The 20,473-nt window shown below is 62.4% G+C and carries 19 protein-coding genes; 3 read left to right on the top strand and 16 right to left on the bottom strand.

Annotated elements, in window-relative coordinates:
* Positions 1-327: 327 nt before the first annotated feature.
* Positions 328-1,122 (bottom strand): helix-turn-helix transcriptional regulator, encoded by a 795-nt coding sequence (locus C480_RS16850; RefSeq protein ID WP_006666824.1) that lies wholly within the window; start codon positions 1,120-1,122, stop codon positions 328-330.
* A gap of 224 nt (positions 1,123-1,346) precedes the next feature.
* Between C480_RS16850 and C480_RS16845 the strand changes: the two genes are divergently transcribed.
* Together C480_RS16845 and C480_RS16840 are read left to right on the top strand one after the other, a co-directional pair.
* Positions 1,347-2,309 carry a DMT family transporter gene (locus C480_RS16845; protein ID WP_006666822.1) on the top strand — a complete coding sequence of 321 codons (963 nt, stop codon included), beginning with the start codon at positions 1,347-1,349 and terminating at the stop codon, positions 2,307-2,309.
* A 267-nt stretch (positions 2,310-2,576) separates the two neighbouring features.
* Positions 2,577-4,235: an MBL fold metallo-hydrolase gene (locus C480_RS16840; protein ID WP_006666821.1), complete on the top strand. Its 1,659-nt coding sequence runs from the start codon at positions 2,577-2,579 to the stop codon at positions 4,233-4,235.
* Between the two features lie 293 nt (positions 4,236-4,528).
* On the opposite strand, the gene C480_RS16835 is transcribed toward C480_RS16840, so the two are convergent.
* From C480_RS16835 to C480_RS16770, 14 genes are all read right to left on the bottom strand, one after another.
* Positions 4,529-4,813: a hypothetical protein gene (locus C480_RS16835; RefSeq protein WP_006666819.1), complete on the bottom strand. Its 285-nt coding sequence runs from the start codon at positions 4,811-4,813 to the stop codon at positions 4,529-4,531.
* Positions 4,810-5,973, bottom strand: a complete 1,164-nt coding sequence (locus C480_RS16830; RefSeq protein WP_006666818.1) for a YdcF family protein — start codon at positions 5,971-5,973, stop codon at positions 4,810-4,812. Before C480_RS16830 ends, C480_RS16835 begins: the two co-directional genes overlap by 4 nt.
* Positions 5,974-5,979: 6 nt before the next feature.
* Positions 5,980-7,434: a MinD/ParA family ATP-binding protein gene (locus tag C480_RS16825; protein WP_006666817.1), complete on the bottom strand. Its 1,455-nt coding sequence runs from the start codon at positions 7,432-7,434 to the stop codon at positions 5,980-5,982.
* 83 nt (positions 7,435-7,517) lie between these two features.
* The gene (locus tag C480_RS16820) at positions 7,518-8,399 is read right to left on the bottom strand and encodes a cobalt-precorrin-4/precorrin-4 C(11)-methyltransferase (protein WP_006666816.1); all 882 of its coding nucleotides are present in this window, start codon (positions 8,397-8,399) and stop codon (positions 7,518-7,520) included.
* Complete coding sequence (locus C480_RS16815; RefSeq protein WP_006666815.1) at positions 8,389-9,288, bottom strand: cobalt-factor II C(20)-methyltransferase; 900 nt, start codon at positions 9,286-9,288, stop codon at positions 8,389-8,391. Before C480_RS16815 ends, C480_RS16820 begins: the two co-directional genes overlap by 11 nt.
* A complete protein-coding gene (gene cbiT / locus C480_RS16810; protein ID WP_006666814.1) occupies positions 9,285-9,884 on the bottom strand; it encodes a precorrin-6Y C5,15-methyltransferase (decarboxylating) subunit CbiT in 600 nt (199 codons plus the stop codon). Before cbiT ends, C480_RS16815 begins: the two co-directional genes overlap by 4 nt.
* 65 nt (positions 9,885-9,949) lie before the next feature.
* Positions 9,950-10,519: a lamin tail domain-containing protein gene (locus C480_RS16805; RefSeq protein ID WP_006666813.1), complete on the bottom strand. Its 570-nt coding sequence runs from the start codon at positions 10,517-10,519 to the stop codon at positions 9,950-9,952.
* Between the two features lie 175 nt (positions 10,520-10,694).
* On the bottom strand, positions 10,695-11,219 hold the full coding sequence (locus C480_RS16800) for a hypothetical protein (protein ID WP_006666812.1): 525 nt from the start codon (positions 11,217-11,219) through the stop codon (positions 10,695-10,697).
* A gap of 304 nt (positions 11,220-11,523) precedes the next feature.
* Positions 11,524-11,736: a hypothetical protein gene (locus C480_RS16795; RefSeq protein WP_006666811.1), complete on the bottom strand. Its 213-nt coding sequence runs from the start codon at positions 11,734-11,736 to the stop codon at positions 11,524-11,526.
* 72 nt (positions 11,737-11,808) lie between these two features.
* Complete coding sequence (gene fdhF / locus C480_RS16790; protein WP_006666810.1) at positions 11,809-15,120, bottom strand: formate dehydrogenase subunit alpha; 3,312 nt, start codon at positions 15,118-15,120, stop codon at positions 11,809-11,811.
* Positions 15,113-16,723, bottom strand: a complete 1,611-nt coding sequence (locus tag C480_RS16785) for an NADH-ubiquinone oxidoreductase-F iron-sulfur binding region domain-containing protein (protein WP_006666809.1) — start codon at positions 16,721-16,723, stop codon at positions 15,113-15,115. Before C480_RS16785 ends, fdhF begins: the two co-directional genes overlap by 8 nt.
* Positions 16,724-16,845: 122 nt before the next feature.
* Positions 16,846-17,541, bottom strand: a complete 696-nt coding sequence (locus C480_RS16780) for a TMEM165/GDT1 family protein (protein WP_006666808.1) — start codon at positions 17,539-17,541, stop codon at positions 16,846-16,848.
* A gap of 302 nt (positions 17,542-17,843) precedes the next feature.
* Positions 17,844-18,341: a hypothetical protein gene (locus C480_RS16775; protein WP_006666807.1), complete on the bottom strand. Its 498-nt coding sequence runs from the start codon at positions 18,339-18,341 to the stop codon at positions 17,844-17,846.
* Positions 18,331-19,014 carry a nucleotidyltransferase domain-containing protein gene (locus tag C480_RS16770; protein WP_049903861.1) on the bottom strand — a complete coding sequence of 228 codons (684 nt, stop codon included), beginning with the start codon at positions 19,012-19,014 and terminating at the stop codon, positions 18,331-18,333. The genes C480_RS16775 and C480_RS16770 overlap by 11 nt, the downstream gene beginning before the upstream one ends.
* 173 nt (positions 19,015-19,187) lie before the next feature.
* Between C480_RS16770 and C480_RS16765 the strand changes: the two genes are divergently transcribed.
* Positions 19,188-19,526, top strand: coding sequence for a DsrE family protein (locus tag C480_RS16765; RefSeq protein WP_006666805.1), 339 nt, complete (start codon positions 19,188-19,190; stop codon positions 19,524-19,526).
* 167 nt (positions 19,527-19,693) lie between these two features.
* On the opposite strand, the gene C480_RS16760 is transcribed toward C480_RS16765, so the two are convergent.
* Positions 19,694-20,398, bottom strand: coding sequence for an SDR family oxidoreductase (locus C480_RS16760; protein WP_049903859.1), 705 nt, complete (start codon positions 20,396-20,398; stop codon positions 19,694-19,696).
* Positions 20,399-20,473 lie beyond the last annotated feature (75 nt).

The raw sequence follows: 20,473 nt of genomic DNA, 5'->3' as shown, positions 1-20,473 counted from the left end.
GGGCACTGTTAGACGGAAATCCGCAAGACAGGGTCGATAACGGCAGTACACTTGTAAACCTACTCTAGACACGGACTCAAACGGTCCTGAATCCGCGAGCAACGAAAATTCGTCCGCTTCAACACACCCTCACAGCGGGCGAACGTCTTGGATAGCACAGTAGTCACGCCACGCCATGGGATGCCGTTCACGGGAGACAGTGAGAGACAACCGAGAACGAACTCTCAGACGACGATAGCTGGGAAGGGTAGAACTAGACGGTATTCGCCCGCGTTCACCTGAAACCGACGGAAATCCGATGCGGAATGAGCCGTCTCGAATCTCAATTCACTCGATGAGATCCGCGGAACTGAGCGGAGTTGCGTTCTGCCAGTACTGGGCGTGCTTCTCGCGGGCCCACGAGACCACAGCCTCGTTGTCGGTATCTATCGCCCCCTGAAGAACGCCCGCCTCGTCGCGCAGCATGAAGTGAACGACATCGTCGGCGATCGTCACGGCATACGGAATTCGATCCTCGTGAAGGCGAATATCGGCCCCATCAGCCGCGACTAATTCCTGGAGCGGTTGTCGAAGCATCGAATCCTGCGCGATGGCATCCACTGCCGTCGGAGAGAACACGCCGGTGAAATGCTGGTCTCCGTCGATCACGTGCTCTCGGATGATATCGAGACTCTGTTCGTTAAACGCATACGAGAAGATCGAGACCCGTTCCGATCCGGATAGTAACGATAGAATCCGCTGAACCGGCGCGTTCGGTCGCATTTGGCTGGGTGTCGTGATAGTGGCGTCGGTAAGGCAGCGAAAATCGAACGCCATTTCCTCCGTCGGCAACCACTCGATTATCTCGCGCAGGTCGGCTTCCGCGTCGAGTGTGTCCCAAAGGTTCGTAAACGCTTCGGCGACGAGTTCACCGGTTGCCGTTGCAGTGTACGTATCACCGTCGTACGAGACCCATCGTCGCGTTTGCAGATCGTTGAGAACGCGACTGAGCGTTGGCTGGGAGGCGTCGATCTCCGCCTGGAGCTCGCGGCGAGTATACGCGTCGTGACTGAGCACTCGAAGGGTCTCGACCCGGTTAGCAGACAACGCAAGGAATTCGATCTCGTCGAGTGCCGAATCCATGGCGGCGTTTGGTTCCGATTACGGTTAACTGTTTTCACGGTATGAATAATAATCAATGAGCGAATACGAGGCGAGCCTGTTCACTCTTTCAATAATTGCATGAGATTCTAAATAGATATAAAGTCCCGAACGGCGTACGCTGAAACAGATGACTGACTCTATCGCACTGCGACCGGATGCCTCCGTTTCTCTAGAATCGCTGATCGTCCGGAGGGAAGCATAGAATGGCACGGTCGACGAAGCGAACGCTCGTCTGTTTCGTCATTGCAAGCCTTTGTTTCGGCGGCACGTACGTCGCCGCAAAAGCCGGACTGAGCTACTTTCCACCGCTTCTCTTCGTCGCGTTCCGGTTCGACATCGGGGCGTTGCTGCTGCTCGGCTACGTGCTGCATCGCTTTCCTCGAAGCGAACTGCTACCGAGAACGCGGGCCGATATCGCATCGATCCTCGCTGCTGGCGTGTTTGCGATCGGACTCGCGAACGCGTTCATCTTCATCGGACAACAGTTCACGACCAGTGCAGTGAGCTCGATTATGTACAGTCTGAATCCCATCCTGACCCCGGTATTTGCCACCGTGATGCTGGCAGATGAAGACATTTCGAAATACGGGGTCGGCGGACTGCTGCTCGGCCTCGGCGGCGTTGCACTCGTTGTTAATCTCGATCCAACGAACATATTCAGTGGCGCAGTCGTCGGTAAGGCGATCGTGCTCACCGGCGCAATCAGCGGCGCACTCGGAAGTATCCTCATCCGCTCCGCGGATGCATCCCTTCCGAGCACGGTACGCACTGCATGGGCCGTCCCGGTTGGCGCAGTGCTGTGTCACAGTCTTAGCCTGGCAACGGGAGAAAAAGCTGCAATGGTCGCATGGACACCAACAGCGCTCGTCGCACTTGGATACCTCGGCGTATTCTCCGGTGCGATCGCCTTCATCGCGTATTTCAGTCTCTTAGACGATATCGGCGCGATCCGAGGGAACCTGATCTTCTACGTCGTACCAGTCGTGGCGACACTCGGCGGCTGGATTCTCCTCGGCGAGACCATCTCCGCCTGGACGTTCGCTGGGTTCCTCGTGATCTTCGCCGGATTCGCGCTCATCGGTCGCGGCCCGTTACTGACCGAACTCGCGAAAGTTCACCAGAGCCTCACTGAGAGGCACTCCGGACGGCACCCGAGAGACGGGTAACCGGCGGGGCAAAAGCAGCGAGCAATGATCGAGTTTCTCGTCTGTCCGGGACGGAGCACCCGATCCGTTCGGCTGAAAGAGGAGAGGGGATGAGGAGGTTCGCGGAGACGGTTCCGGTATACCGGACATCACCCCGCGAGGGCCAACCGAACTCGAAGCGACGGTCGATCGAGTTCACCATAATCGCCCGATTTGTTGGTTATATCTAATTTATAATCCAACCAATATGAATGAATATAAATACAGCCGACCGGAAGTGCCGATGAGATGCGCGTTTCCTATCAACACACGAATATTCGGAGCGGGAACGAATCCACCCTCCTCCGATTCACGGCTGCCGATGGGACACGCGCCTGCGTTCTCGTCGATGCCGGTGGCGCTGTCGATCTCGATTCGGCACTCGGCGACGACGAGTATCTGAACGCAATTTTACTCACACACGCACATATCGATCACTATCGATCGCTCGCGAGAAACGTCCGTCACAACGCGCCGATCTACACCTCGCCGGCAACAGCGACCCTCCTCGAACAGACGCTCCCGGAGGCGCAGAAAGACAACGATCTCGGAGAGATATCGGAGGCAATGGACGCGCTCGAACCGATCGACGACTGGACGGCGGTTCTGGCCAATCTCGATGTTCGACCCGTTTCCGCAGGCCATACGCCCGGTGCAGCCGGGTTCATCATCCGTTTTCGAGACCGGACCACCACTGATGAACTCTTGAACGGCGAACAGCACATCCTCGCGACGGGAGATTTTACGACGCGTCCCTGTGCCGGCTTTCCGGAGCTACAGACGACATATCCGTTCGATATTGACGCCGTCCTTCTGAACGCCTCGACCGAGGACACCTATCGGACCGCGCTCAACGAGTCGCTACAGACGGTTCTCGAACGAGCGTACGCCGGCTCGCAGGTCGTTATTGCGACGAGTTCACTGACCGGGCTCCACTACGCGATACTGCTGGGACACACCGCGGCGGCACTCGATCGCGAGCTCCCGATTACGATGGTCGGACAGGCCGCCAAACTGTACAACGCACTCGAGTTAGACGATCCCGGGATCGAGACACGAGAAGTGTTCGAGCGGACTGCAACGGTGCTCGAACAGGGGCGGGTGACGATCGCCGGGCCGGAGACGCCGCAGAAAGGAAGCGCGGCTCGACTGTTGAACGCGGTTAAAGACGATCCGACCGGTGTTTTCGTCCAGCTTGCAACGGGCGACGCCGCGCCGGTTACGAACGTGAGCTGTACGACACGGTATATCGAACTCCGGAACCATCCGTCGATCGAGACGATCGACCGGGTCGTTCGAGAACTGGCACCCAAACAGGTCGTGATCAAACACGCGGTGGGAGACACGCTCAAGCAGTTTCAGCGTCGCTTCGATCACTGTTTTACCTGGGGAACGAACGATGAAGAAATCCATCGACTCTACGAAGCAGGGGAGTGGCAGGCCCCGGAATGGATCGCAGAAACGGCTGCAACGCAAATTCGGACACGACAGTGGGAGCGGGCACAGAACCAGCCGTTCGATCCCGATGGAATGCGCTCACCTGTTCGAAGGGATGCAGTCGATCTCGAGGCGGAGGGTGTCGATCTCGACGCGCTCGAGACCACGTTTGGGCGACCGTCGACGGATCCGTATTCGGCATCGGCTTCCGACGGCGATGGGACCGCTGTCGATGTCGAGGAGGATCGTCCGCAACGAGGGGAAGACGATTCGATCGAGGCCGAACTCCTCGCGCGTCTGGAGGCGATCGAAACCAAACTCGATCGCTCCGAGGAGACGGTACGGGCACGCGTCCTCTCTGATGGAAACGGTGAACAGTTCCTGCACCTTCTCGAACAGGCCGATATCGAGGCCGGAGACACCGTCGAAATCATCGTTTCCGGGACTGATTCCGAAGAGACAAAGCGATAAAAGCCGGGACAGCGACGACGACAATTCGTCTCTGTTCTCGCTGTAATACCCAAAATCAAACGATAAGCTATCGAGGTCGTCTGGCAGAATTCGAATATCGTCGCCGTGTGACCGCCGCCAACCGCCGCGTGTGCACGGTGGAATCCCGAGACCGCCCTCGGCGGACGCGGCGGCGACGTTGAGGACGGTGGCCTCGCCGGTCTACTTGCAGTATCCGCCGCAACGCCGCTTCTGCTGTTAGTCTACGGTCTCTACTTCGTCGCGAATCTCCTGTTGTACGCGTACACGGTCTACTACCCCGGCCTGCTCGCGACGTTCGGCGTCGAGTCGTCGCTGAGGCGATGATCCAGCGGGGTGGCTCCGAGAAACGCCCCGGATGCGAGAGCACCGCTAGAGAGGACTCCAGCAACCGCCGTGAGGCCGAGGAGCGCCGGAATACCGGTCGGCGGCGATCGTGTCGACAGCCAGCGGTAGCCCCCCGCCACGAGCAGCCCGGCGGTCGCCGCGAGCAACGCCGTTCCGACGAATCCGACCGCTGCCTCCCGTGCGAGGGAGACGACGAGTTCGGGATCGATCATCGATTCACCTCGGGTTGTGACTGTGGTTGTGATTGTAATGTGGACTGTCGCTGTGGTTGTGAGTTGGACTGCGATCGTGACGGTCTCTCCTCACAATCGGACCGGGGCGAGCCGGCCACAAACGCCCGGTCTGCACCCTGGGGAACCGGATCATCGGCGCTGTGTTGCCAGTGCCAGTCTCCGGCCGTTCGCACGCCGATCGTCGTCGCCGGATCGAGTTCAGCGAGCGCGGTCTCGCGGACGGTGATCGGCTGCCCGGCGTCGTCGAGGATCGTTGCGGCCTCGAGTGCGTGGTTGTGGGTGGCGTCGTCGCTCGGCTGCACCGCGATCCGATGGCGGGTCGACTCGAGGAGCGCGTCGGCGGCAGGCGCGACGAACTCGTGATCGGTCGCGTCCCGGGTTTCGTCGTCGATAGCGAGGGCTGTTCCCTCGACCGTCGTTTCGTCGCCGCTAATGAAAACGCGATCACCGGGTTCCAGGCCGGTCGGTAGCAGCCCGGTTACCGTTACCGCCCGGAACCCGTCGTCGAGCGTCGTCGCAACGCCTTTGGACGGTGGGGCGGCAGCGATCGTCGCTCGCCCGCGGCCATCGATGGCGACGCGAACGGTGGCGAGTCCGTGGTCCGTTCGGAGGCGGCGCTCGAGACGGTCCTCGAGTTCGGCGAGTTGAAGGTCGGCGGGGAATCGCCAGGCACCGTTTTCGAGGGCGGTCCGGAGAGCGGGTGAGAGCGGCGGATAGCCGTCGAACTCGCGGATCGCGCCGGTCGGGCGAATCGTGACTTGTCCCATCGCGTCGACGGCGTCGATCGCGTCGGCGGACAGCGCCTGCCCGCGGACGATCGGAAACGTGCGGTCCTGCGGGAGTGCAGTTGCGATCTGCGCGCCCTGGCTCGTCGCAAAGACGCCGAGCACGCCGGCGATGACGCCGACAAACGCGAGTCGAATCGCCTGTGCGAGGACGGGACCGGAGCCGTGAACCCCGCCGAAGACGACGATCGCAGCCGCGAACGGGGCCGCGAGGAGTCCGGTCGCGGCGGGTACCGATCGGTCTCGAGCGAGACCGACGCCTGCTGCAATCAGGCCGAACAGGACGGCGGGAGCGGTGCCCGCCAGAAGGCCGTACGAGACGCCGAGCAGTGATTCGTATGGAAGGTCGACCATCGTGGCTCACCCCTGCTCCGTCTCCGCCTGCGGTGTGTCCGACTGTGAACGATCCGACTGCGGCGACTGCGCTGGGTCGTCCGGTGACGCCTGCTCGGCGCGCGGCGGCGACTCGATCGGTGCAACCCCAGCCCCATCGCTGAACTCGAGTTCGATCGCGTCGACGACGGAGGCGTCGGGGCGGTACTTCGGAATTCGGAGGGAGTGCGTACTGGCGGTGCCGGTCGCGGTGAGAGTATTGGACACATTGGCGGGTTCGACGTTGGCGTCGGCACCGGCATCGGAACCGCTGCACTCGAGTTCGAACACGGCATCGGCCAGTCGAAACGTCGCGGACCGGGTTGCTCGCTCGTCGCTCGCCCCGCCGAGACAGTGGAGGATGGCAATGCTGTCGGTCTCGGCCAGTCGGTCCGTGAGCGTATCGAGGAAGGTGACGTAGGCCGATCGGTCCTGGCGTTCGAGTTCGTCGATCGGATCGATGATCAGCGTGGCCGCGTTCGGAAGTTTTTCGATCAAGGACGTGGCCTCGTCGAGGGAATCCGGGCCGGTGACGCGTCTGATCGTCGGGGTGCCGGTACCGACGGCGGTCGACTCGAGTTCGTGACGGACGGTCGTCCGTGAGCGATCCGTCGAGAGGTACAACGTTCCGCGGACGGCGGTCGCCCGGTGGAGAAGCCGTTCGCCCTGGCTGGCGGGCGGGCTGACGAACGCGACGAGTGAGCCGGGTTCCAGGCCGCCGCCCAAGTGCTGGTCGATCGCATCCGTGCCGAGCGGAAGTCGGTCGGCGGCGTACGTCGGCAGTGCGCGGTCGGCCGGTGACTGTGACGCCAGTCGAGCGACGGCGTCGTCGAACGCCGCCGCGACCGCATCGTTGGCGAGCGGCGACGGGCGGTCGGGAACGCAGCCGAGCAACGGGACACCCTCCCAGCGGGTCGCCGGTTCCGGTACCGCCGAACACCGGTTCAAAATAGCGCCGTAGATGGGAACACCGAGTCGGCGAGCCATCTCGATCGTCGTCGCTGCGGCCGTGAGACTCCGTTCGGAATCTGTGGCGACGACGATGACGCCGTCGGCCTGCCGCAGCGGGTCAACGACGCTCGGGCCGGCTCCGGACGGACAGTCGAGGAACACCTGGACGCTCTCGGTGTCGAGGTGTTCCGCGAGCGACTCGAACTCGAACGTCTGGTCAGGCGTCGGTGCGGGAACGATACCGACGCCGGACGCACGAGGGTGTTGCTGTGCGCCATCGCGGATATCGGTTATTTCGGACTCGGCGGCACGATCGACGAGCGTGGCGAGCGTCGGCTCGCGGTCCGTCTCGGTCATCACGCGCAGATTCGGCAGCTGGCGATCCGCGTCGATGGCGAGCACCGGAGTATTGGCTCTGGCGAACGCTTCGGCGAGACCGAGCGTTATCGTGGACTTTCCACAGCCGCCTTTCGAGCCGGCAATAGCGATCATAGCCCGGGCTATTGCGGCATCTGTTTTGAAGGTGCGGACCGGCTGCCCGGAACCGAAACTGACCGTCGTCGCCGGCCTCCGCCTCAATCCGTCGAGTTCGCGCCGCGGTTCGCCCAGTCGCCGTACAGGTACGACCGTTCGTAGCCGGCACCCGTAACGGCGTCGCCGATGACGACGAGCGCGGAGGCGCGATAGCCGGCCTCCTCGACCCGGTCCGCGATGTCGTCGATCGAACCGATAAGCACGTCCTCGTCGGGCCAAGAGGCGTGGTAGATCACCGCGACGGGCGTCTCGGGATCGTGGCCGTCCGCGAGCAGGCGATCCATCGTGTCCCGGACGGCGTGGGTGCCGAGGTAGATACAGGTCGTGACATCGCCCATCGAGATGAACTCGGAGATGTGATCCTCGTCTTCGCTCAGGGTCTTGCCCTGCGGCCGGGTGAACGCGACGTGGTTCGAAACCTCGTTGAGCGTCAACTGCGTTCGCATCGTGGCGCTCGCGGCGAACGCCGACGTGACGCCGGGGACGATGTACGTCGGGACGCCCTCGTGCTCCAGCGCGTCCATCTGCTCGAGTGCGGCCCCGTAGATCGCGGGGTCGCCGCTGTGGAGGCGGACGACCTGCCGGCCCTCCTCGTAGGCGTCCCGCATCAATGGCACGAGTTCTTCGAGGTCCTTCCCGACCGAGTTGACGAGGTCGGCGTGGCCGCAGTAGGCGTCGAGGAGGTCGCTGTTGACCAGCGAGCCGGCGTGGACGACGAGGTCGGCCGCCTCGAGCAATTCTTTCCCGGCGACGGTCAGGAGTCGCGGGTTGCCGGGGCCAGCGCCGACGAAGGGAATCCCGTCCTGGTCGTCGCCGGCGCTGTGTGCGAAGATGCGATCGTCGAGGTCGTCGCGGCGGCGGTCGCTCTGAGAGTCGATCGCGGTCTGTGGGTCGGTCGCCGACGATTCCGTGTTATCGCTCATCGGCGACCCCCGTGGTTCCGTGGTTGGCGTCTCCGTGATCGGCGTTACAGTCGCCGCCCGCACAGCCTTCAGCCCGTTCGAGTGCCGCGAGTTCGGCTAGTTCCGCGGCTGTGAACTCGCGGCCGCCGTCGGAGCGGACGTTCGTGTCGGCGGTATCGGATCCGCCGGGTGTATCGGCGTCGGTCGCCTCACCGGAGACGGCGCTGGTATCGAATGCTGCCGTCGCCGATTCGACTTCGAGGGATTCCTTCTCGGCGTAGGCGAGCGTGTAGTAGTCTCGCTCGGCGAGTTCGGTGGGATCGTCCGTGATTGCGGTCTCGCCCTGTTCCATGAACAGGCGACGGCCGTAGGTTACGTCGTAGCCGGCCTCGACGAGTCCCTCATGGGTGGCGGGCGCGTCGGTGACTTTGAACAGGATCATGCGGTCCGGACCGGTCGGACTGTGGCCGGCGGCGGCCTCGCGGAGCGAGAGGCCGGCACCGGCTTCGATTTCGACGCCGAGTGCGGTCGCGAAGGCCGTCACGGCGCTGACGCCGGGAACGATTTCGAGGTCGACGTCGGGGTGGAAGGCGTCGATCGTGCGGCGCAGATGGCCGAACGTCGAGTAGACGTTCGGGTCGCCGAGCGTCACGAACGCGACATCGCCCGCGGTCGCCTTCGGGGCGACTTCCGCGGCGGCCTCCTTCCAGGCGGTACGGAGTTTCTCCTCGTCTTTCGTCATCGGGAAGTCCAGATCGCCGATTCGCTCCTCGGGGACGTGTTGGAGGGCGACGGTCCGAGAGAGGCGACCCGGAGAGTAAACGACATCGGCGGTCTCCAGAATCGCCTTCCCGCGAACCGTGACGAGGTCGGCCTCGCCGGGCCCGAGTCCGACGCCGTAGAGGGTCATTGGGTCGTCCCTCCGGAGCGGGCTTCGGTTTCAGTCTCGTCCGAAGACGGGGTCGCACTTCCGACCAGCATGTAAACCGGGTTGTCCGAGTTGAAACTCGTCGCCCCGGCGAGTTCGTAGCCGTGGCTCACCTGGAACTGGACGACCTCCTCGAGCAAGTCGCGTTCGCGGAAGGCGGCGGCCGCCCGCCCGGCGACTTCGAGTCGGGAGACGTTCATCACGATGCGGTCGACGCCCGTCTCGGCAGCGTGGTCGAGGACGGCCTCGAAGTTGCGGCTACCGCCGAGAAAGAGCGCGTCGGTGTCGGCCGGAAGCCCGTCGGGCGCTTCCGCGTTCCGGAGTTCGATGTCGGCGCGTATCGCCGCGTCGTTCGCTGCGAGGTTCTTCTCGGTCGTCTCGAGTCGCTCGGCTTTCCGTTCGAGCGCGGTGACGCTGCCGGCTCGTTTGGCGGCCTCGATGGTGACGGCACCCGTACAGGAGCCGACCTCGACGAAGTGGTCGTCCGACTCGAGTTCGAGTTTCGACTGGACGACGGCGCGGACCTCCGGTTTGGTCGGTCCGGCCTTCGCGTCGTGCGGGAGCGCGATGGATGGCATCACCTGTGGCAACAGTCGCCCGTACTAAAACAATTTTGTTTGGAGTAGGAAAAGTTCGTTTGATTTCACGGCCGTCCGTGTAGACACTCGATCGAGTCCCCGGCGTCGTCGGTAACGGATCCACCGTCGCAACCACCGTTTTCGTAGTGCGCAGCGGAAACGCGAGCGCCCGCCGCGTTTCTCACGCGGACCGTTCCGCCGTCGCCAAGCACCGGTAACTCGTCGTCGAAACCGGCATAGCGGAGGTACGCGGGAGGGCTGGTCAGAAGCGTCGCGTCGCTTCCGTCTCGGCTCGCGAGCACGAACTGTGCGCCCGGTTCGAGGACGAGATCGGTGATCCGATACGTCCGATCGTCGGGGTAGGCAACGGCGTATCCGGACACGTCGACGGCGTCGTCGGCGTCGTTCCTGAGAACGAGATACTCGCCGTCGATGAACTCGCGGTCTCGGTCAGCCGCGTAGACACCGGCGAAACGCACGTCGACGGTGTCGGCTCCGGTGATATCGATATCGATATCAGTATCGGTTCCGTCCTCGTTCGGCGCTGACGCACGATCCCGACCGAGTTCAGCGAGACACCCGGTGCTGCCGATGGCGCCGAGCGTACTCAGGGTGAGGATGTCGCGTCGTTGCATACCGGTTCGGAGGAAAGAAACGGGGAAAACCGTTGGGGAAGGACAAACGGCCGTTTCAGCTATCACGGTTCAGGCGATGAAACATCGACCAGCGACGGAGCGCAGTACGCGATCTCGAGACGACAACCGGACGGAGATCGGGCGGGTGGTCAGTTAGAATCGAAGCGCGCGATCGCTACGCCGTCCGTTTTGTCCGTTCGTAATACCAACCGCCGAACAGTCCGAGCGGGATCACCAGCCACCCGGCGGCTGCCAGCGCCATACCGAAGCCCCGAGGAACGCGCGATACCACGGCGATCGTTGCTTCCAGGAGTTCCAACTCACCCTGGACGAGGGCCAAAAGCGGATTGAACAGCGCAGCGCCGAGTGTGCCCCCGAGGAGACCGAAAATCGACGTTATCGCGCCGAGGAATGCGCCAGATCGAGCGGGATTTGCGTCCGAGTACGCGTACCGCCAACAGAGCGTACCACCGACGAACGCGGAGGGAATCGCGAACGGCACGTAAAACAGGGCCGAGATGAAGACGAATCCGATCGTGTGAGAAACGGTTCGAGTGGCAACGAGTAGAAACGTGCCGCCAAACCACAGGAACGCAGCCAGAATCCCGGTCACTGCCATCGCGATGCCGCCGCCGATATCCCGACGAGCGGTGAACGGAACTCGGTCGGACTCGTCCCGGCGGTGCGCTGGGCGGCTCATACAGAGAGGTTCTGTCGGGAATATATCAATACTTCGTCATCGAGCGCATTCTCCCCTCAAAACGGTGCAGTGAATCGAGTTCGGTTGCGCGACCTGGATCGAACGGCCCTCGCGACGACAACCGCCGCGACGAGACCCGATCCGATGAGCGCACAGCGACAGAGCCACGGTGATGAGATACCGGGATCGGGTGCGCTGCTGGCCGCCTGTGAACTCGTCCTCATCATACCCTATCGTCCACGACGACGGCCTTATACTCTATACTCTAGCCGGCAATTCGCCGATGAGTTCGCCTCGCCGGGCGCTACGTCTGCTCGGGTTCGTGGAGGATCACTTCGTCGTCGGTAATCTCCGTGATCGACTCCGCGTCGATATCCTCGCTGTGTTCGGTCTCATCGCCGCCCATCAAATCGACGTAGACGTGTCCCTGGTCTACCTTGGCGACCGTCCCGATCTCCTGGCCCTCGTCCGTGGTGACGGATCTACCTACCAGATCGTCCGTTAGTTCGTGGTCCATAGCGTTCGCAACCGGATCGGCCGGGCGAATAGAGCTACTGCCTGCGATGGCCCACAGCGCCCTGTTCACCCGTCAGTCGTCGTCCGAGTACGGTCCCGGCGACGTTTCGCCCGGCGTCCCGATCGGTTCGGTATCGGGATCGGGGCCCATCGAACTGACCCGGACGCTCGCCAGTTTGTAGTCCGGAATCCGGCTCACCGGATCGAGTTCTTCCTGCGTGAGTTCGTTGACCGCACCCTCGGCGAAGTGCATCGGGATGAATATCTTTCCGGGGGCGGTGCGTTCGGTCACCTTCGCACGGACGACGATGGATCCGCGCTTGGATTCGACCTCGACATACTCGCCGTCCGCGACGCCGATTTGGCCGGCCGTCTGCGGGTGGATCTCCGCGTAACTCTCGCCGACGTGGCCCATCAGCCCCTCGCTGCGCCGGGTGAGTTGGCCGGTATGCCAGTGGTACAGCACCCGTCCCGACGTGAGCGCGATGGGAAACTCCTCGTTAGGCAGTTCCGTGGGATCGCCCAGATCGGCGGGAACGAACCGCGCCTTTCCGTCCTCGAAGTTGAACTCGTCCTCGTAGAGGTACGGCGTGCCGGGGTGGTCCTCGTCCGGACAGGGCCACTGCAACCCGTCGCCCTTCTCCTCCAGACGTTCGTGGGTGATGCCGCCGTAGATCGGCGTCAACTCGTTGACCTCGTCCATGATATCGGTCGGCGAGTCGTACTGCCAATCGAAGCCCATTCGGCGGGCGAGTTCCTGGAGGATCTTCCAGTCCGCACGCGCCGATCCCGGCGGATCGACCGCCGGGTGGACCAGTTGCACGCGACGTTCGGTGTTCGTAACGGTGCCGTACTTCTCGGTGAACGTCGCCGCCGGGAGGATCACGTCGGCGTACTCCGCGGTCTCCGTCACGAAGATGTCCTGGACGACGAGGAAGTCGAGTTCAGCCAGACTCTCTCGGGCGTTCGTCACGTCGGGTTCCGAGATTGCGGGGTTTTCTCCGATAACGTACATCCCGCGGACGTTGCCCTCGTCGACCTCGTCGAATACTTCCGTGACGCGAAGGCCCGGTTCGTCCGGCGGGCGGACGCCCCACGCGTCCTCGAACTGATCGAGCACGTCGTCGTCGGTAATATCCTGATACCCCGGCAGGTTGTCGGGGATCGTGCCCATGTCACCGCCGCCGCCCTGGACGTTGTTCTGTCCGCGGAACGGCGACACGCCGGCGTTCGGCTTGCCGACGTGGCCGGTCACGAGCGCGAGATCGGCCAGCGCGAGGACCGTCTGGGTGCCGTAGGTGTGCTGGGAGATGCCCATCGCCCAACCGAACACGCACGAGTCGGCTTCGGCGATCGTTTCCGCTGCGTTCGCCAGTTCCTCGGGCGAAACGTCGGTGAGTTCCTCGACCTTCTCGGGGGTGAACGATTGGACCTTCTCCCGGACGTCCTCGAAGCCCTTCGTGCGCTCCTCGATGAACGCCTCGTCGTGCAGATCGTTCTCGATGATGTGGCGGATCATCCCGTTGATCCACGCGATGTCGTGGCCGCCCGCCGTTCGCGTGAACTGGTCGGCGTGCTCGGCGAGTTCGATCCGCCGCGGTTCGAAGACGAACAGGTCCGCCCCGTCTCGCACGTTTTGCTTGAGTTTCGTCGCCAGCACGGGGTGGCTCTCGGTCGTGTTCGAACCCGTGATGAGATAGCAGTCGGCGTTGCCCACGTCCTTGATCCGATTCGACATCGCACCGTAACCCATCGTCTGCTTTAACGCCGCAACGGTCGAGGAGTGACAGAGGCGCGTGCAGTTATCGACGTTCTTCGTTCCGAGCACCTGGCGGGCGAACTTCTGCATCAGGAAGTTCTCCTCGTTGGTCGCCTTCGACGAGGAAAACACCGCGAGCGAGTCCCGTCCGTGGGTCTCGCGCGTCTCGCGCAACTCCTCGACGACCCGCGAAAGCGCCTCGTCCCACGACGCCTCGCGGAACCCGTCGGGTCCGGCGGGGCCATCAGGAGCATCCTTCCGGCGGATCAGCGGCGTCTCGAGGCGCTCGTCGCTGTTGGCGAAGTCGTAGCCGAACTTGCCCTTGACGCAGGTCGAGTAACCGTTCGCCGGCGTGGCGTCCGGATCGGCCGGCCGCGTCCCGAGAACCTCGCCGTCCTTGCCGTACAGGTCGAATCGACAGCCGACCGCACAGAAACCGCAGGTAGTCTCGGCTTTGGTCACCCGCTTGAGTCGCTGGTCGCCCACCGCGTGGCCGATGTCGAACAGCATGCCCTCGGGGAGCGAGTTCGCCGCGACGAACTCGGCCGTGTGTTCGGTCCCCTCAAGTACCATCTCGGCCGTTTCCCGAGCCTTCTCGCTGACCAGTTTTCGCGTCCGTCCGGCCTGTTGTTTCGCTCGAGACATCATCTTCGCGACGCCGGACTTTCTGGCGACGTTTACGTCCGTCGGCGACCGGCCCGAAACCGCACGGTTCGGCGCTGAACTCGTCTCGCTCGTCTCGGCCCGCTCGCCGCGGATCACCCGGCCGACCGAGTTCTCCTGATCGAAGCCGGGCAGCGGCAGCGTCGTCATATCGGTGAGTCCTTCTTCGACGATCGACCCGGTCGGACAGACCGTCGCGCAGTGGCCACAGGAGATGCAGTTCGAGTCGGCCATCGTCTCGGCCTCGCTCTGGAAGCCGATTCGGGTATCGGGTCCGTTGCCCTCCATTCGGAGCACGCCCGCAACCTGGACGTCGCTGCAGGCCTCGACGCAGCGATTACAGAGAATGCACTTGTTCCGGTCGATCTGGATGAACGACGACGTGGAGTCGATCGGTTCGTACTCGTCGCGGTCGTCGAACACGCCGTAGCGCGGATGCTCGACGCCCTGTTGAATCGACGCCTCCTGCAGTTCGCACCAGCCGTTTTTCGAACACGTAGTACACCGGAGGTTGTGATTCGAGAGGAGGAGATCCAGGTTGACGTCGCGAGCCTCCATCGCGTCGGCCGTGTCCGTCTCGACTGTCAGGCCATCCTCGGCCGGGAAACTACACGACGGAACCAGACCGTACGTGTCCGTCTCGACCATGCACGTCCGGCACTCGCTCCGCGGCCCGATCTCGTACCGACCGTGGTCGCCCGAATCGCCCTCGTCGCCGCGCTCGTAGTGACAGAGCGCGGGCACGTCCCGGTGGGCGTCGGTTCCCTCGATGGCGTCGAGGACGGTCGATCCCGGGCGCATCGTGAGTCGCTCGCCGTCGACGGTGATCTCGGTCGCGGTCGTCGTCACGTCGACGTTCGGATCGTTCGCCGTCCCCTTGTTGAAATCCTCCGTCAACGGCGTCTCGGGCTGGGGATCGTCGATATTCGGTACGTGCGGATGCGAGTCGTTGTAGCTACTCATGAGCGGTAGAGCCGGGTCGTCGCGGTTCGGTTCGGCGCTCGGTCGCCGCCTGTTCCTCGCAAAAGCCGGCCGGACAGTACCCCTCGGTGTGGGCGGTGAACTCGCTGTCGAAGTTCGACATGGCCGTCGTCGTGGGACGAGAGGCAGTCTGTCCGAAGTCACAGATCGACGAGCGACGCATCACGCGGGCGAGTTCTTCGATCATACCGCGATTGTAGTCGCCGTCGTAGATCTCGCGGAGGAGTTCGAGGAGCTGTTTTGTCCCCTCGCGGCCGGGAACGCAGCGTCCGCAGTTGCCCTCGCGGGCGAACTTCGCGCGCTTCCCGGCGAACGCGACCATACACCGGTCGTCGTTGAGTCGTTCGACGATGCCGTTGGTTCCCAGATTCGACGAGCGAAGCGCCCCAGCGCTCGGCGAAACGCGAATATCGCGGGTGATCCCGCCGAAGACGCCGCCGACGCAGGCGGCTTTGAACTGCCCGTCGCCGACGACGGCGTCGAACGCCGTTTTCAGCGAGCCGTCGGTTGGGAGTTCGACCGTCGCCGGTGATTCCACGTCGCCGGCGACGGAAAGGAGCCGTGTCCCGGGATCCGTCTCGTCGGTCTCCATCGCCTCGGGTGACGCGAGGGCTGCCCGAACCTGGGCGAGCGTGCGAGGCGTGTGAATCGCCGTCGGCCGGCCGAAGAGGCCGTACTCCGCAGGCCCCGGCGGACGGCGGCGCGCTTCGAGCCGGTCGTTTCCCTCGAGCGATTCGAGCGCCATCGTCATCTCTCCCGCCCGGTACGTGTCGGGGCCGCTTGCGACCTGTACGTTCAGATCGACGCCGTCGACATCCCGATCGATCGCCCCTGCAGCCTGCTCGACTCGCTCGCGCGCTAGCGTGTCCGATTCATCGAGGTAGACGACGATATCGGGCGTCTCGAGGGCCGACGCGACGACGCTCGCTCCGTCCAGTACATCGATCGGGACGCTCTCGAGCAACAGCGAATCCATCCGCGCGTTCTCATCCGCCTCGTTCCCGTTGACGACGACCACCGGATCGCCGGGAGCCTCCCGAACCGTCGTCCACGTCTCCGCAACCGGATCGTCCGTGCTTCCGTCGCCGCGTCCGCGGCCGCGAAGCCCGACCTCGGCGAGTCGGTCGAACGCCTCGTCCGACCCCGTGGTAGTGGTAACGAGTTCAGCGCTGAACTCGTACTCGTAATCGGTGACGCTTACCGGCGCGACCCACCCACATCGGGCGAGTGCGACGCGCTCGCCGACCGCGAGCGGGCCGGAGTCGGGACGGGGGAGCGTCGCCGGTTCGGGATCGTGCGAGACGACGGCATGAGCGCCGTCGGTCGGTGACTCACCTTCCTCGAGCGTATCGACGAGCAGCCGAACGTCGCTGGGCGAGACGGCGGTGTGGAACGCGGTCGTCCCGTCGGCGGTCGTCACCGCAAGCGGGTCGAACCGCGGGACGCCGACGGGGCCGACTTCGACGACGTGCGTGTCCGTTGCCGTCTCGCGCGCAACGTCGAGCACCGCTTCCGGCGCGGGCGTTGCAGCACTACTGATTCGAACGGTCGGCGACTGGCCGATTGCACCCCGCTGTTCGCGCATACCCATCCGGTTCACAGAGATGTCTAAAAGCGTAGTGCAGACGCTTGCCAGCAAGCAGCAACGCCGACCGAAGGGAGGAGGAAGGGAATTGCGAGTTCAGTAACGGACGACCGACGCTGGGCTCAGACGAGCGAGAGGAACAGCGACGTGATCGTCTCGATGATCGTTTCCCAGACGGAGACGGACGTAACGAGTTCGAGAATGGTATCGAGACCGAAAAAGAGGAAGAGCGCCGCGCCGGCGAAGTGGGCTCGCCGCGCGTCGAACCGGTGGGAAAAGCGATGGAAGAGAAGCGTGTTCACGGCGCTCACGGGGATAATTGCGAGCATCTCTCCGGCCCAGATTGCGGGGTGGGCCCCGTACTGTACGGCGAGTCCGATCGTGACGAGTTGGGTCTTGTCACCGAACTCGCCCGCGGCCATCAGGACGAAAATCGGGACGAACCCACGGAGGTACGGGGGAATCTCGTGGCCGAAAACGGAGATGTCGATATCATCGGTCTCGGTCGTGCCACCGTCGGGCGTGATGGCTGTCGCGTTCGGTTCAGGTGCCGACCGAACGAGCAGGACGGCAAAGAACAGGAACAGCGCCGCCGTGATGACGTTGAGATAGACGGGCGCGAGGATCCCCTGTAGCGTCGCACCGAGAAGGATTTCGAGCACCGTCCATCCGGCGAAGGCGCTCCCGGCGGCGGCGACGACGACCCAGGGGCTATAGCGGGTTGCCAGGCCCGCAATGATGAATTGCCCCTTCTCGCCGGGGAGCACCGACAGCTGAAGGACGAACGCGCTGATGAAGATTTCGAGCCAGCCGGTCATCCGTGGAACGGTCCGGAAGAGAGAACTCGGTCATCGACGGTACCACGCATACGCTAATTTAGACGCCTCTAATTTGTATCCTTTATGGAGCAAGTACGGGCGACAGGATAGCAGCGTCAGACCCTCATCCGTTTCTAAACCGGAGATAGAGTAAGTTCGTATCGACCGACTGTGATGTGGCGGCGCCGAGACACGATCCGAAAATCGTGTCATCAAACACCCATCAGAGGTTTCTTATCTTATTTTAATTATTTAGATAGTGAATAGGATCGCATACTGCCCGACGGAGGTGGATGTCAATTCTATTCACAACTACACCGCGACTGGGCGTCAGCGAACGCAACAATATACGAGTGGACTTCCTCTGCAAGATCGTGCATTCCAAGCGCAAGGTCCCGACCGGGTCTGTCAATATCGTAGTAAATTCGTGATCGGTGTTCGGCTCGAAAGCTATCGACGCGGCCAGCGATATTTTCATCGGAAAACACGCCCCTGTTCGCAATATCACGATAGACAGCCCCATGTTCGTGGTAATCCGACGATTCAGAAGCAGTCATCTCAACAAGATAGAACTGGAACGACCGTTCAATAGCATTGAATGAGAGTTCCACGATGCTCACGTTGTTGTTCGTTCCCTCGCGGAGCTGACGGCACGTTCCCAACATCGCGCACGCTTTCCCCAGCTGAATATCAGCATCCTCCCGTTGCCACGACAGTGAGTCCTGAACAGGGCCAGTCTCGCCGTCTGCCAGCAGTCCCTCTACGTGATCAACAGCGTCAACAACATCCTCAAGCCCCATTCTCAAACACCTCCTGTTTCACAGCGTCCAGCGCAGCAGATGCGCGCAGCGTAATCCCCTCAGTAAGAACGTCCGAAATCCGGTCGTGCTTCGGGGCAGACTCTTGCGCTTCAACGACGATATGGAACTCGTATCGATCACCGCCGAAGCGGTCAGATGCAATCTCTTTCTCAATTGTGTGTGCCTTTCGCTGAGCCGCCATTCGATTCTCCGGTACCACGACGAATAGATCGACATCGCTAGCCCGGTCAGCATCACCTCGAGCGACGCTCCCGAACAAAATCACCCCGATATCAGACCCAACGTTTTCGACGAGTCGAGTGACGACTTCTCGAATCGGCTGCTGAAACTCCGTCTGTGGAACCAGCGTAATGAGATCGTCCGGCTTGTATAGCTTTGTGGCGTTAATTTCGATCTGGTTCGATCGGCCTTCGCGATTTATTGTAACTAGTCCGACATTCTCCAAGGAGTTTACAGCACCGTTTACGTTTCCCATCCCCTTGCCAGTTAACCGATGGAGTTGCCGATTACTGAACGCCCGATCTGGATTATCCGTTAACAAATGGAGAATCGAAGCGGTTGCATCGTGCCGGAATATATCGGGATCGGTAACAGGGACTGGAAGATGGACGTGTGTTCCATCTGTTCTCGTGCGAACAGTTTTCCGGTTCATGAACAAGTATACGGTTCAATCAGTTATAATCGTTTCCGGTGGTATCGCTCGCCAATTGAGATTTATATGTCCACGGTCGGTCACGCCGCGACCTGAACGCTATCGACAGAACTCACCCGTACGGTGTTTGCAAGCAGCAAGGCTTCAATCGTCCCGGGTGTCAACCGTCGTGTATGCAAACCGTCGTGCACCTCCTTTCCGGAGACGAGTCCGAGCAAGAGACGTCACTCGCGATCGCACAGAACCTACTCGACGACGAGACGGGCAGTATCGACGACGTTGCAATTGTCGTCCAGGCGGCGGGGATAAACGCGGTCAAAGCCGGGGAGGATAACGAAGAGCAAGTACGCGAACTGCTCGACAGCGGAGTTTCAATGAAGGCGTGTCGCAACACGCTCGACATGATGGACCTCGCCGAATCCGACCTCGTCGAGGGAATCGAAACCGTCCCGGAAGGTGCCGTCGAGGTGACGCGGCTGCAAACGGAGGGCTACGCGTACGTCCGTCCGTAAGGAGATGAAAAGCGGAGTTCCTTTTCAGAACGACCCGTGCACGGCAAGTGCGGGCCGAATAGGTGGCAGTGCTGAACTCGATTTCACGGATACCGGTCGAGACGACGATACTGATCATCACACCGTACGAGTACGACAGAAGAAGATCCTGAAAGTGCCTGCGCCGTTTAGACGGACGCCGTAAGCCCCCCATCGACGCGGATGTTCTGGCCGGTGATGTAGCTCGAAGCGGGTGAGAGCAGGTACGCGACCGCGTCCGCGATCTCTGCGGTTTGTGCCGGTCGTCCCATCGGAATTCGCTCCCTCGTTTCCGCGTCTACGTCGTAACTATCGACGAATCCGGGCTGGACCGTGTTCATCCGGATTCCGCTCGATGCGTATCGGTCGGCGTAGAGTTTGGTGAAACTCCCGAGTCCGGCCCGAAGCACGGATGACACGGGGAACTCGCTCGACGGTTCGAACGCCGAGAACGTGGAAATGTTCACGATCGACCCGTGCCCCTGCTCTTCCATGATCGGTGTGACGAGTCGCGCCATCCGAACGGTGTTCAAGAGAACGAGATCGACCCCCTCGTGCCACTCCTCGTCGGAAATTTCGAGGAGGTCGCCGGACGCCGGGTGCCCGGTGTTGTTCACGACCGCGTCGATGCGACCGTAACGCTCGTCGGTCGTCTCGACGAGAGCCGCCAAATCATCCGAATCAGTCACCGATCCCTCAAACCCATCGCCGCCAAGGTCGTTCGCAACGTCAACGGCGCTCCCCGACCGCGACAACAGAACCGGCGTGTATCCCTCCTCGTCGAGTCGCCGAGCGCAGGCTTCTCCGATACCGCTTCCTGCCGCTGTCACTACCGCGACTTTCGTATCAGCCATACAATCACTAACATGGCCGCGTTCATAAAAACACATCTCAGTACGCGCCCGTGGCGGAATTCCCCCTCTCATCGT

Source organism: Natrialba aegyptia DSM 13077 (genome assembly GCF_000337535.1).
Taxonomy (GTDB): Archaea; Halobacteriota; Halobacteria; order Halobacteriales; family Natrialbaceae; genus Natrialba; species Natrialba aegyptia.
This window is presented reverse-complemented; position numbering and strand designations above follow the sequence as displayed.